The sequence below is a fragment of the Thermus sp. H19.2 genome, assembly GCF_054979525.1.
In genome coordinates, this window is the sequence record NZ_CM143429.1 from 1,224,230 (window position 1) to 1,235,939 (window position 11,710).

Genomic DNA, 11,710 nt, shown 5'->3' on the forward strand with positions numbered 1-11,710 from the left:
GCTCCACCCGGGGCAGGACCTCAGCACTCGCCCCATGGCTACCCCCTTGGGAAACCGCTCCCAGTCTACCCCTTAGCTAAACTCCTTTTCCAGCTCCATGAGCCGTTCGGCGATGCCCGTGTACTCCAGCTCCTCCATGGGGAGCATGGCGGGGCCGTAGAAACCTTGCCGCCGCATCTCCTGGGCCTTCTCCACCACCCGGGCGCGCACGGCGTCCCAGACAGGGTCGGCGAAGAGGTCCACGGGCTCGGAAAGGTGGCCCTCCTTGAGGGAAAAGGCCAGGCCGCACACCATGGGTACGCAGAAGAAGCTCGAGGCCGGGGCGTTGGCCTTCACCGGCATCAGGGGCAGGTGGTGGCTTCCCCGGGTATCCCCGGCCACGAAAGGGGCCAGGGCAAAGGGCGGTCCAAACTCCTCCGTGGCGGGGAAGATCTTCTGGGTGCGGATGACGGCCACGGGGTCGTCCTTGCCCACGTAGCGCCCGGCGATGTTGCGGAGGCGGGTGGTGCTCACCACGGCGGCCTGCTCCCCGTGCTTGCGGGACCAGATGGAGGCGATGGCAAAGCGGTGAGGGTCGCGAAGCAGGGCAGCGATGTCGTAAAGGCGCTCGGGAGCCTCGAGGTCAAGGTAGCTGTCCCGCTCCGTCTGGGCCAGGTCCAGGATGCGAAAACGGAAGCCGGGGCGAAGCTCCGGGGAAAGGAGAAGCCCCGAGGAGTACATGGGGTCGGCGAAGGCCAGGTAAAGGGGAAGGTTAAAGGCCCCGGGCTCGGTCTTGTCGGCGGCCAGGACCATGAAGGGCTCCGAGGGCCTTTCCTCAAACTCCATCTCCGCTACCTGAGGCCCGAGGCCGTGGAGGTTTCCGGTGAAGGCGTCTTTTAAAAGGTCCTGGCCCGCCCCATAGAGGCCCTCCTCCTTGGCCACCTCGGTGCCTTCCCGGAAGGCCTTCCAAGCCAGGGCGTGCACTTCTTGGTTCCCCACCCCGCGGGTGTGGGATAGAAGGAGGACGATGTCGTCGCCGATGTGGAAGGTGTAGGCGTCCAGAAGAAGACGCCCCCTGGCCTCCTCCACCACCTCCCTTACCCGGGCAAGCACCCGGGCGCTGGGTAAGGTGTGCCCGCCCACAGAGCCGATATCCGCCTTGAGCACGCTCAAGGTGATCCTCATAGGGACCTCCTTTTCCATGCTTCCACGGCGGGGCCCCGTACGGCAAGCCCCGAAGGGGGCTAGCGAGGGAGGAGGGCGGCAAGCCCCGCCTGGGCGGCGGCGAGGCGGGCGGTGAGGACCCGGAAGGGGCTCGCCGAGGTGTAGTCCAAGAGGTCCGCCACGAACCGGACGCTTCTCGCCTCCCCCCCGTGCTCCCCGCAGAGGCCGAGCTTGAGCCTAGGGTTCGCCTTCCTCCCCTCCTCCGCCGCCATCCGCAGAAGCCGCCCTACCCCCTTCTCGTCCAGGCGCTCCGTGGGGTCAAAGGGGAAGAGGCCCTCCTCCACGTACCGGGGCAGGAACTTCCCAGCATCGTCCCGGGAGAGGCCGAAGGCCATCTGGGTGAGGTCGTTGGTGCCGAAGCTGAAGAAGTCCACCAGGGGGGCGATCTCGGAGGCGAGGAGGGCCGCCCTGGGGGTCTCGATCATGGTGCCGAAGGGGATGGGGCCGTACTCAAGGAAGAGCTCCTCGGCGAGGGCCCGCGCCCTTTCCACCTCCTTGGGGTCGGCCACCAGGGGGACCATGACCTCGGGCCTGGGGTCGTGCCCCGCCTCCTTTAGCTCTCGCGCGGCCTCGAGGAGGGCCTTGAGCTGCATGCGGAAGATGCCGGGCCTGAGAAGAAGGAGCCTTACCCCCCGGAAACCCAGCATGGGGTTCGCCTCTTTTAGGGCCTCCGCCCGCCTGAGAAGGCGCCCCGCCTCCTCGTCCCCCTCCTCGGCCCGGCGGGCGAGCTCCTCCAAGGGGGGCAGGAACTCGTGGAGGGGCGGGTCCAGAAGGCGCACCGTGACGGGGAGGCCGTCCATGGCCCGGAGGATCTCCTTGAAGTCCTCCTTCTGGAAGCGGAAGAGGCGCTCCAGGGCCTCCGCTTCCTCCTCGGGGGTCTCCGCCAGGATTAGGCGGCGCACCCAAGGGATCCGGTCCTCCTGGAAGAACATGTGCTCCGTGCGGCATAGCCCAATCCCCTCGGCCCCGAAGGCCCTGGCCCTTCGGGCATCCTCGGGGGTGTCGGCGTTGGCCCTGACCCCAAGGCGCCTATGGGGCTCGGCCCAGGAGAGAAGCTTCTCCAAAAGGGCCTCCCCCGCGGCCTCCACCAGGGGCACCGCCCCCAAATAGACCTCCCCCGTGCCCCCGTCCAGGGTGAGGAGGTCCCCCTCCCGGACCTCCACCCCGTCCACCAGGGCCTTACCCTCCTCCGGGAAGACCCGCATGGCCTCCGCCCCCACCACCGCGGGCACCCCAAGGCCCCGGGCCACCACCGCCGCGTGGGAGGTGAGGCCGCCCCGGGCGGTGAGGATCCCCTTGGCCAGGTACATCCCGGTGATGTCCTCGGGGGTGGTCTCGGGGCGGACGAGAACGGCGGGAAGCCCCTCTGCGTGGAAGCGCTCCACGGCCTCGTTGGTGAAGGCGGCGTGGCCCACCGCGGCCCCGGGGCTCGCGGGGAGGCCCTTGAGGAAGGGCTTTGGGGCCTTGTCCCGGTCCACGCTGGGCCGGAGGAGGCCGGGGAGGGCGTTGGCCTCCACCCTCATGACCGCCTCCTCCCGGGAGATGAGGCCCTCCTCGGCCATCTCCACGGCGATCCGCACCGCCGCCTGGGCCGTGCGCTTGCCGGAGCGGGTCTGGAGGAGGAAGAGCCTCCCCCTTTCCACGGTGAACTCAAAGTCCTGCATGTCCCGGAAGTGCCTTTCCAGGCGCTCCGCCACCTGGAGGAGCTCCTCGTAAAGCCCGGGGGCGTAGTCCTTCAGGCGCGCCAAGGGTTCAGGGGTCCTCACGCCCGCCACCACGTCCTCCCCCTGGGCGTTCCTCAGGTACTCCCCGTAGAGGCCCTTCTCCCCGGTGGCGGGGTTGCGGGTAAAGCCCACCCCGGTGCCCGAGTCCTCCCCCAGGTTGCCGAAGACCATGGCCTGGACCACCACCGCCGTGCCCAGGTCCTCGGGGATGCCGTAGATGCGGCGGTAGGTCCGGGCCCTGGGGTTCTGCCAGCTTTTGAAGACGGCCTCTATGGCCCCTTGGAGCTGGGCCCAGGGGTCCATGGGGAAGGGGGTGCCGCGGGCCTCGAGGTGGCGGAGGTAGCGGTAGGCGAGCTCCTCCAGGTCCTCAGGCCCAAGCTCGGCGTCCGTCCCGGCCCCCCTTTCCTCCTTGAGGGCGGAGAGCATCCCCTCAAAGACCTCGGCCCGCTCCCCCAAGACCACCTCCCCGTACATGGCAAGGAGCCGGCGGAAGCTGTCCCAGGCGAAGCGGGGGTTTCCCGTGGCCCGGGCCAGGGCCTCCACCCCTTCCAGGGTGAGGCCCAGGTTGAGGATGGTGTCCATCATGCCGGGCATGGAGACCGGGGCCCCGCTCCGCACGGAAACCAGAAGGGGAAGGGTCTTCCCCTCCCCCCGGCCGAAGGGCTTGCCCACTAGGCCCTCGAGGGCCGCCATCCCCGCCCGCACCTCCTCCCAAAGCCCCGGCACCTCCCCCGTCCTCAGGTACTGGCGGCAGGCCTCCGTGGTGACGATGAAGGCCGGGGGGACGGGCAGGCCCGCCGCCGCCATCTCCGCCAGGTCATAGCCTTTGCCGCCCAAGAGGTCCCGGGAAAGCCCCCGGGCCTCCGAAAGGAAAAAGACCCGCGTGTCCACGCCCCCAGTCTGGGGCCGGGTGTGGAAACGTGGAAAAGTGTAGTCCCGGAAGACCTACACCGCTTCCCTATGGGGAAAGGAGGGCCTCCCACTCGGCCAGCATGGCCTCGGCGAAGCGGGGGAAGGCCTCGTGGTAAAGCCGGAGAACCGCCCCTGGGGAAGCTCCCTGCGCCTTCTTCTCCCGGAGGAAGGCCCGGGCCGCCTCCGGGGGCCCGTGCCAGCGGGCAAGCTCGCGGAAGGCCTCGTCCAGGAAGACCACGGTGGGCACGATGCGCTTCCCCTCCTTGGCGTAGGCCTCGGCGAGGTCGGGGTTCTCGTCCCGGAAGAAGAAGCGGACCTCGAGGGGAAGCCGGGCGAGAACGGGGATGGCCTGGACGGAGTCCGGGCACCAGTCCTCCACCAGGGCGAGGGCCCTCACCGCCCGGGGCAGGGGCTTAAGGGGAGGAAGCGCCGCGTGGAAAGCCTCCACCCGGTCCCGGTTCCTCAAGAGGCGGGAAAGGAGCCCCTCGTAGGTGAGCCCCTCCAGGTAGCGGGTCTCGAGCACGGCCCCATCCTCGCAGGCGGAACGGGAAGGCGCAAGGAGAACCCTCACCCTGAAAGGTCTAGACTGGCCCTCATGGACCGGAGGCTTCTCGCCCTCCTCTCCGGCGTCCTCCTCGGCACCATAAGCGAAAGCAGCCTGGCCCCGGCCCTCCCCGTCCTGGAGCGGGCCTTCGCCGTGGGGCCGGAGGCGGCCCAGGGGGTGGTCTCCTTAGGGCTTCTGGGGGCGGCCCTGGCCTACCTCCCCCTGGCGGGCCTCGCCGGGCGGGTGGGGGCGGGAAGGCTCTTTAGGGCGGGGCTCTTCCTCCACGCCCTCTCCGCCCTCCTCCTCGCCCTGGCCCCGGGGCTTTCCTGGCTCTACCTCCTCCGCCTCCTCCAGGGGGTGGCCACGGCCATGGTGGTGGGCCTGGTGCCGGGCCTGGCGGCGAGCGCCTTCCCCGAGGCCCGGGGCTACGCCCTGGGGATGGTGGCGAGCACCGTGGCCACGGGCACCCTCCTGGGCCCGGCCCTCGGGGGGTTCGCCGCGGGATGGGGGCTTCCCTACGTCTTCCTCCTCCCCCTCCCCGCGGCCCTCCTCGCCCTCCTCCTCTCGGGGAACCTCCCCGAGCTCCCCAGGCAGGAGGGCACCCTCCTAAACCTCCTCCGGGCCCCCGGGTTCCTCCCCGCCCTCCTCGCCACGGGCCTCTACTTCCTCCACACCCTGGGGACCACCGTGGCCCTCGCCTTCCACCTGGGGAAGGAGGGCTTCCCCCCCAGGGCCATCGGGGGCCTCCTCCTCCTCGGGCCCTTGGAGCTCCTCCTCCTCGGGGCCTGGGCGGGGCGGAGGGCGGACCGGATGGGCTATCACCGGGTGGCCCTCCTCGGGGCCTACCTCCTCGTGGCCGCGGGCCTCGCCTTCGCCCTCCTCCCTCTCCTGCACCCTCTTTGGGGCACCGCCCTCGCCCTCCTCCTCCTCGGGGTGGGGCGGGCCCTCTTCCAGGCGGCGAACAACGCCCTCGTCCTCTCCCTAGCTCCCCAGGGAACGGAAGGCCTCGCCTCGGGGGCCCTCTCCGTGGCCCGCGCCCTGGGCCAAGCCCTGGGGAGCGCTTTTGCCGGGGGAAGCCTCGGCCTCTTCTACCGCCTCTTCCCAAGCCACGGCCTGGCCTTCGCCGCCACCGCCCTTCTTCTCACCGCCCTGATGGGTCTTTCCGCCCTCCTCGTCCGGGTCCGGGAGGAGTCAGGTTAGGAGGTGGGCCATCCGTCGCTGTACGAGCCGGGTGGCGTAAAGGGGGCTAAGGCGGTAAAGGAGGTCCATGGTCCGGGCGTCTTTCCCCAAGAGCACCCGGAAGGCGTTCCGTTCCACGGCGTCCAACAGGGTCCTCGCCGCCTCCTCGGGCTCGTCTGGGCAGGAAGGCTTGGGTCATGTAGAGGGTGCCCCAAAAGTTCACCCGCAGGACCCGCTTTATGGCGGCCTCGTCCAGGTCCAGGAGGCGCTTAAAGGGTTGGATGATCCCGGCGTTGTTGATGAGGCCGTCCACCTGGCCGTGAGCCTTCTCTACCCCCTCGGGCAGGGCCGCCACACGTTCCTTATCGGCGATGTCCAGGGCGTGGAGGCTAAGGCCCGCCCCCAGGCTTCCCGCCTTGGCCTGGGTCTCCCCCAGGCCCTCCTCCCTAAGGTCCACCGCCGCCACCCTCGCCCCTCGCTTGAGAAGCTCCAGAACAAGGGCCCGGCCCAGGCCGCTTCCCGCGCCAGTCACCACCACAACCTTCCCCGCTAAGCGCATGGCCTCAGTCTACGAGCGCGTGGCCTCCCAGCGCTCCTTGAGCCGCCGGAAGAGGGCCTCCACCTTGGCCTTGGGAAGGATCACCTGTTCCGTGCGCCCCACCCCGATGAGGTCCCCGAGCTCATTGAAGGCTTCCATGGTGGCATGAACCCGGTTCCCCTCGGTCTTCTCGTGGCGGGCCACGATCCTCACCCGCATCCCCGGGAGGGCGGAGGCCAGGTGGCGCACCTCCACGTAGCTCCCGATCCCCTCCTCCCCCTCCTCCAGGAAGGGGAGGATGATCTTGCGCCCGGCGAGCTCCATGTGCTTGGCCATCCAGTAGGTGGCGTAGACCGGGTGGACGGGGCCCAGCTCCTCAAAGTCCACCGTCATCCCGGGGGTGACCACGGTCTCAAAGACCGCCTCGTAGCCTTCGGGAATGGGGCGCACGGCTACTTTCTGAGGTCCAAAACCCGCCTAAGCTTCCCCCCCTCGCTCCTCGGGGCCTGGCCCGGAGGGAGGAGGGTGACCTTCATGGTGACGCCGATGTTGTCCTTGATCTTGCGGGCGATCCGCTCCCTTAGGGCGTGGAGCCGATGGTCCGCCTCCACCACTTCATCGGAAAGGACCTCCTGGCCGATCTCTCGGAAGAAGGGCTCGGAGACCTCCACCTTGAGCTCGGCCTCGTCCAGGGTGCCCTCCCGCCGCACCACGATCTGGTAGTAGGGCACCACCTCGGGGATGCCCAAAAGCACCGCCTCCACCTGGGTGGGGTAGAGGTTCACGCCCCGGATGATGAGCATGTCGTCGGTACGCCCCAGGATGGGCCCCATGCGCACGTGGGTGCGGCCGCAGGTGCAGGCCTCGTAGGTGAGGAAGGTGAGGTCCCCGGTCCAGTAGCGCAGGAGGGGCATGGCCTCCTTGGTGAGGGTGGTGAAGACCAAAACCCCCACCTTCCCCTCGGGGAGGGGCTCCCCGGTGTCGGGGTCCACCACCTCGGGCAGGAAGTGGTCCTCCCAGATGTGGCTTCCTTGGCGCTCCTCCACGCACTCGTTGGAAACCCCGGGGCCGATGATCTCGGAGAGGCCATAAATATTGGTGCTCCTTACCCCAAGCCCCTCGTCCACCTGCCTGCGGATGGCCTCGGTCCAGGGCTCGGCACCCAGGACAGCGTACTCCAGGGAAAGCTCCTCCGGGGAAACCCCCCGCTTCCTGAACTCCTCCGCCAGGGTCTGGGCGTAGGAGGGGGTGCAGGAGAGCACCTCGGGCCGGAAGTCCTGGATGAGCATGACCTGCCTTTCCGTCATTCCCCCGGAGACCGGCACCACCGTCATCCCCAAGGCCTCCGCCCCGGCGTGGAGGCCGAGGCCCCCGGTGAAGAGGCCGTAGCCGTAGGCGTTGTGGAGCATCATCCCGGGCCGGGCCCCGGCCGCGGCCAAGGAGCGGGCCACCACCTCGGCAAATACCTTGAGGTCGTTTTTGGTGTAGCCCACCACGGTGGGCTTGCCGGTGGTGCCGCTAGAGGCGTGGACCCTGGCCACCTCCTCCCTCGGCACGGCGAAGAGGCCGAAGGGGTAGTGGTCGCGGAGGTCGGTCTTCTTGGTGAAGGGGAGCTTGGGGAGGTCCTGAAGACCCCTAAACCTCTTGGGGTCCACACCGGCCTCGTCAAGAAGCCTTCGGTAGAAGGGAACCCGCTCGTAGACGTAGGCCACCACCCGCTTCAGCCGTTCTTCCTGAAGCGCCCTAAGCTTCTCCCTTGGCAGGGTTTCCAGTTCCGGCTGGTACATCATCCCCATCACCTCCCAAGCGAAAGACCGTTCCCGTGAAGAGGGCCACGAGCTTGCCTTCGGAGACCACCTCCACCCGGTAGGTGGCCGTGCGCCGGGAGAGGTTCACCTCCTTTGCCCTGGCCTCCACCTCCGCCCCCAAGGGGAGGGGCCGGAAGTAGTCCATGCGGCAGGAGAGGGCCACGGCAGGCCCCCGGGAGTTAGAGGCCAAGGCGAAGGCGCTATCCGCCAGGACGTAGAGAAAGCCCCCGTGGGCGGTGCCGTGGAGGTTCAGGTGGTGCGCCTCCACCCGCCCCGCCACCACCGCCTCCCCAGGACCCAGGGAAAGCACCCGGAGCCCCAGGGCCTCCCTGAAGGGGTCCCTCATCCCCCCTCCACCTCCCGCGCCGCCCCCAGGTAGGCCTCCACCACCCGGGGGTTCTGCCTCAGTTCCTCCGCCCCCCCCGAAAGGACCACCTCCCCCGCCTCCAGCACCACCCCCCGGTCCGCCAGGGAAAGGGCCATCTTGGCGTTCTGCTCCACGAGGAGAAGGGTCACCCCCTCCCCCTTGAGGGCGGCCAGGATGCGGAAGATCTCCTGGACGATGAGGGGGGCGAGGCCTAAGGAAGGCTCGTCCAGAAGGAGGAGGCGGGGCCGGGCCATGAGGGCGCGGCCGATGGCCAGCATCTGCTGCTCCCCCCCGGAGAGGGTGCCCGCGGGCTGGCGCCGCCTTTCCTCCAGGCGGGGGAAGAGGGCGTAGACCCGCTTGAGGTCGGCCCTGAGGTCCTCTCCCCTCCTGAAGCGGGCGAAGCCCCCGAGGAGGAGGTTGTCCTCCACGGAAAGCCCCGGGAAGAGGGCCCGCCCCTCGGGCACGAGGACCACCCCCCGCCGGAGGAGGGCCTCGGGGGTCCTCTGGGGGAGGGCTTCCCCCAGGAGGCGCACCTCCCCCTCGGCCCGGGCGAGGCCGAGAAGCCCCCGGAGGACGCTCGTCTTCCCCGCCCCGTTGGGGCCGATGAGGGCCAGGGCCTCCCCCTCCTCTAAGGCGAAGGAAACCCCGCGCGCGGCCTCCAGGGCCCCGTAGCGCACCGTGAGGTCCCGCACCGCCAGGAGGCTCATGCCGCCTCCACCTCCCCCAGGTAGGCCGCCCGCACCAAGGGGTTCCGTTGCACCTCCTTGGGGGTGCCCTCGGCGATCTTCTCCCCGTAGTTCATCACCACCACCCGGTCGGCAAGCCCCATGACGAGGTCCATGTCGTGGTCCACCAGGAGGACGCTGTACCCCTCCCGGGCCAGGGCCTTGAGGAGGTGGGCAAGCTCCCGCTTCTCCCCGGCCCTCAAGCCCGCCCCGGGTTCGTCCAGGAGGAGGATCTCCGCTCCCGAGCCCAGAAGGCGGGCGATCTCCAAAAGGCGCTGTTGCCCCGCGGTAAGCCGGGAAGCGGCCTCCAGGGCAAGGTCCTCCAAACCCACCCGCTTGAGGGCCCGGTAGGCGGTGGCCAGGGCCCGCGCCTCCTCCTCCCGGTGGAGGCCGAAGAGGACCCGCAAGAACCCCGCCCGGGTGCGGGCGTAGGTGGCCAGGGCCGCGTTCTCCAGGACCGTCATCTCGGGGAAGATGTGGGGGTGCTGGAAGGTGCGGCCCAGGCCCAAGGGATGGATGCGGTAGGGGGGAAGCCCGGTGACCTCCTTGCCGAAGAGGAAGACCTGCCCCCCGTCCGGAGGGAGGGCCCCGGTGACGAGGTGGAAGGTGGTGCTCTTCCCCGCCCCGTTGGGGCCGATGAGGGCCAGGATCTCCCCGCGCCTTAAGGCGAAGGAGACCCCGTTCACCGCTAAAAGCCCCCCAAAGGCCTTCCTCAGCTCCTTGGCCTCCAAAACCACCTCCCCCCGCCCGCCCGAGGGAGCCCTCAGGGGGAGGGGCTCCGCCTTGGGGGGGCCCGCCTTCCTCGGGGGCAGCCTCCGGGCCAGGAGGGGCCAGAGGCCCTGGGGAGCGAAGAGGAGGATCCCCGCCAGGACGAGGCCGTAGGCCACCGTCTCGTAGTTCCCCTGCCGTCCTAAAAGCAGGGGCAGGAGGTCCTTGAGCCAGTCCTCCAGGCCCGTGAAGAGGGCGGCCCCCAGCAAAACCCCAGGGATCGTCCCCACCCCCCCGGCCACGGCCATCACCAGGTACTTGATGGAGGCCTCGAGGGAGAAGGGCGTGGGGTTCACGAAGCGGAGGAAGTGGGCGTAGAGGAACCCCGCAAGCCCCGCGATCCCCCCCGCGAGGAGGAAGGCCTTAAGCCGGAGGGCCGCCGGGTCCACCCCGAAGCTCGCCGCGGTGAGGGCGTCCCCCCGGAGGGCGAGGAGGGCCCGGCCCAGGCGGCTTTCCCGGAGGTTGTGGAGGGCGAGGACGAGGAGGGCGAGGAGGAAGAGGCTCAAGAAGGCGTAGCGGAAGGGGGTGTCCAGGGGGAGGCCGAAGAGGGCGAGGGCCGGGAGGTCGGTGAGCCCCGTGTGCCCTCCGGTAAGCCCCACCAGGTTTCCGGCGAGGATGTAAAGGGCCACCTGCCAGGCGATGGTGGAAAGGGGGAGGAAGTGCCCTTTAAGCCGCACGGTGAGGAGGCCCAGCACCAAGGCGAAGGCCAGGGTGAGGCCGAGGCCCAGGGCAAGCCCCGCCCAGGGGGAAACCCCCGCCCGCGTGGTGAGGAGGGCGGTGGCGTAGGCTGCCACCCCCATGAAGGCCGCCTGGGCGAAGCTCGTCATCCCGCCAAGCCCCGTGAGGACGTAGAGGGAGAGGGCCACCAAAGCGGCGATGGCGAAGAAGTTGAGGAGGGTGAGGTAAAAGGGGAAGGGGGAGAGGATGAAGGGAAGAAGGAGCAGGGCAAACCAGAGGTACCGCCTCACTCCTCCACCCCCTTCGCCCGGAGGCTCTGGTAGAAGAGGGCCGGCACCAAAAGGAGGAACACCAGGGCCTCCTTGTAGGCGCTCGCGTAGAAGCTGGTGAAGCTTTCAAAAAGCCCCACCAGGACCGCGCCCAAAAAGGCCACCGGGTAGCTCACGAGCCCACCCAGGATGGCCGCCACGAAGGCCTTGAGCCCCAGCATAAAGCCCATGAAGTAGGCGGCGTTGATGAGGGGCGCGAGGAGAAGCCCCGAAAGGGCCGCCATGAGGCCTGCGATGGCGAAGGCCACCATCCCCGCCTCCTCCGGGCGGATCCCGCAAAGCCTCGCCCCAAGCCGGTTCTCCGCCGCCGCCAAGAGGGCTTTCCCGAAGAGGGAGCGGCGGAAGAAGAGGTAGAGGGCGGCCGCGCTGACCAGGGCGAAGACCAGGACCAAGACGCCCTGCCAGGTGAGGCCCACCACCACCTCCCCCTGGAGAAGGGGGTCGGGGCGGAACTGCTCCGGGCCAAAGAAGACGAGGCCCAGGCCCTGGTAGGCCACGTGGAGCCCCACGGCCATGATGAGGAGGGCGAGGACCGTGGCTTCCCGCATGGGCTGGAAGAAGACCCGGTAGGTGGCCACCCCCAGGTAGACCACGAGGAGGAGGGCCGCCAGGTAGGCGAGGGCCGGGCTTCCCCGGGCGAGGAGGAAGAGGAGAAGAAGCCCCACCCCTCCCAGGAGGGGGAGCCCCCGGCCCCTTCCCCGCTCCAAAAGGGCCCAAAGGGCCCCCAGGGCGAGGGCGAGCCACAGGGTCCCGGGGAGCTTCCCCCCTTGGAGCCAGACGAGGGAGAGGGGGGCGAACATCATGAGCTCCCCGATGGGCACCAGGATCACCCGGGTCACGGCGAAGACGAGGACCATGGCCAGGGCCAGGAGGCCGTAGACCACCCCGTTCTGCAGGGCGTCCAGGAAGAGAAGGCCGAGGATGGTGGCGTCCAT

General features: G+C 69.5%; 10 protein-coding genes and 1 pseudogene. 1 reads left to right on the forward strand and 10 read right to left on the reverse strand.

What is annotated here, in order from left to right:
* Positions 1-72: 72 nt before the first annotated feature.
* From fbp to ACY5J6_RS06645, 3 genes are all read right to left on the reverse strand, one after another.
* Complete coding sequence (gene fbp, locus ACY5J6_RS06635; protein ID WP_462844216.1) at positions 73-1,164, reverse strand: fructose-1,6-bisphosphate aldolase/phosphatase; 1,092 nt, start codon at positions 1,162-1,164, stop codon at positions 73-75.
* A 59-nt stretch (positions 1,165-1,223) separates the two neighbouring features.
* Entirely contained in the window at positions 1,224-3,818 is a 2,595-nt protein-coding gene (gene ppdK, locus ACY5J6_RS06640; protein WP_462844217.1) for a pyruvate, phosphate dikinase, read from the reverse strand.
* Positions 3,819-3,885: 67 nt separating this feature from the next.
* Complete coding sequence (locus ACY5J6_RS06645) at positions 3,886-4,362, reverse strand: thioredoxin family protein (protein WP_462844218.1); 477 nt, start codon at positions 4,360-4,362, stop codon at positions 3,886-3,888.
* Positions 4,363-4,434: 72 nt separating this feature from the next.
* Between ACY5J6_RS06645 and ACY5J6_RS06650 the strand changes: the two genes are divergently transcribed.
* A complete protein-coding gene (locus ACY5J6_RS06650) occupies positions 4,435-5,583 on the forward strand; it encodes an MFS transporter (RefSeq protein WP_462844219.1) in 1,149 nt (382 codons plus the stop codon).
* On the opposite strand, the pseudogene ACY5J6_RS06655 reads toward ACY5J6_RS06650, so the two are convergent.
* The 7 genes and pseudogenes from ACY5J6_RS06655 to ACY5J6_RS06685 form a co-directional block, all read right to left on the reverse strand.
* Positions 5,575-6,121 (reverse strand): annotated as a pseudogene (locus ACY5J6_RS06655) (SDR family NAD(P)-dependent oxidoreductase). The gene ACY5J6_RS06650 and the pseudogene ACY5J6_RS06655 overlap by 9 nt on opposite strands.
* Before the next feature lie 9 nt (positions 6,122-6,130).
* Positions 6,131-6,550 carry a thioesterase family protein gene (locus ACY5J6_RS06660; RefSeq protein WP_462844220.1) on the reverse strand — a complete coding sequence of 140 codons (420 nt, stop codon included), beginning with the start codon at positions 6,548-6,550 and terminating at the stop codon, positions 6,131-6,133.
* A 2-nt stretch (positions 6,551-6,552) separates the two neighbouring features.
* Complete coding sequence (locus ACY5J6_RS06665; RefSeq protein ID WP_462846504.1) at positions 6,553-7,887, reverse strand: phenylacetate--CoA ligase; 1,335 nt, start codon at positions 7,885-7,887, stop codon at positions 6,553-6,555.
* Positions 7,844-8,254: a hydroxyphenylacetyl-CoA thioesterase PaaI gene (gene paaI, locus ACY5J6_RS06670; RefSeq protein ID WP_462844221.1), complete on the reverse strand. Its 411-nt coding sequence runs from the start codon at positions 8,252-8,254 to the stop codon at positions 7,844-7,846. Before paaI ends, ACY5J6_RS06665 begins: the two co-directional genes overlap by 44 nt.
* On the reverse strand, positions 8,251-8,982 hold the full coding sequence (locus ACY5J6_RS06675; protein WP_462844222.1) for an ABC transporter ATP-binding protein: 732 nt from the start codon (positions 8,980-8,982) through the stop codon (positions 8,251-8,253). Before ACY5J6_RS06675 ends, paaI begins: the two co-directional genes overlap by 4 nt.
* Positions 8,979-10,736, reverse strand: a complete 1,758-nt coding sequence (locus ACY5J6_RS06680; RefSeq protein WP_462844223.1) for a branched-chain amino acid ABC transporter ATP-binding protein/permease — start codon at positions 10,734-10,736, stop codon at positions 8,979-8,981. The genes ACY5J6_RS06675 and ACY5J6_RS06680 overlap by 4 nt, the downstream gene beginning before the upstream one ends.
* A complete protein-coding gene (locus tag ACY5J6_RS06685) occupies positions 10,733-11,710 on the reverse strand; it encodes a branched-chain amino acid ABC transporter permease (protein ID WP_462844224.1) in 978 nt (325 codons plus the stop codon). Before ACY5J6_RS06685 ends, ACY5J6_RS06680 begins: the two co-directional genes overlap by 4 nt.

Coding starts and splice junctions, on each gene's coding strand:
- fbp (WP_462844216.1), bottom strand. CDS start 1,164: ATGAGGATCACCTTGAGCGTGCTCAAGGCGGATATCGGCTCTGTGGGC.
- ACY5J6_RS06650 (WP_462844219.1), top strand. CDS start 4,435: ATGGACCGGAGGCTTCTCGCCCTCCTCTCCGGCGTCCTCCTCGGCACC.
- ACY5J6_RS06665 (WP_462846504.1), bottom strand. CDS start 7,887: ATGTACCAGCCGGAACTGGAAACCCTGCCAAGGGAGAAGCTTAGGGCG.
- paaI (WP_462844221.1), bottom strand. CDS start 8,254: ATGAGGGACCCCTTCAGGGAGGCCCTGGGGCTCCGGGTGCTTTCCCTG.
- ACY5J6_RS06675 (WP_462844222.1), bottom strand. CDS start 8,982: ATGAGCCTCCTGGCGGTGCGGGACCTCACGGTGCGCTACGGGGCCCTG.
- ACY5J6_RS06685 (WP_462844224.1), bottom strand. CDS start 11,710: ATGGACGCCACCATCCTCGGCCTTCTCTTCCTGGACGCCCTGCAGAAC.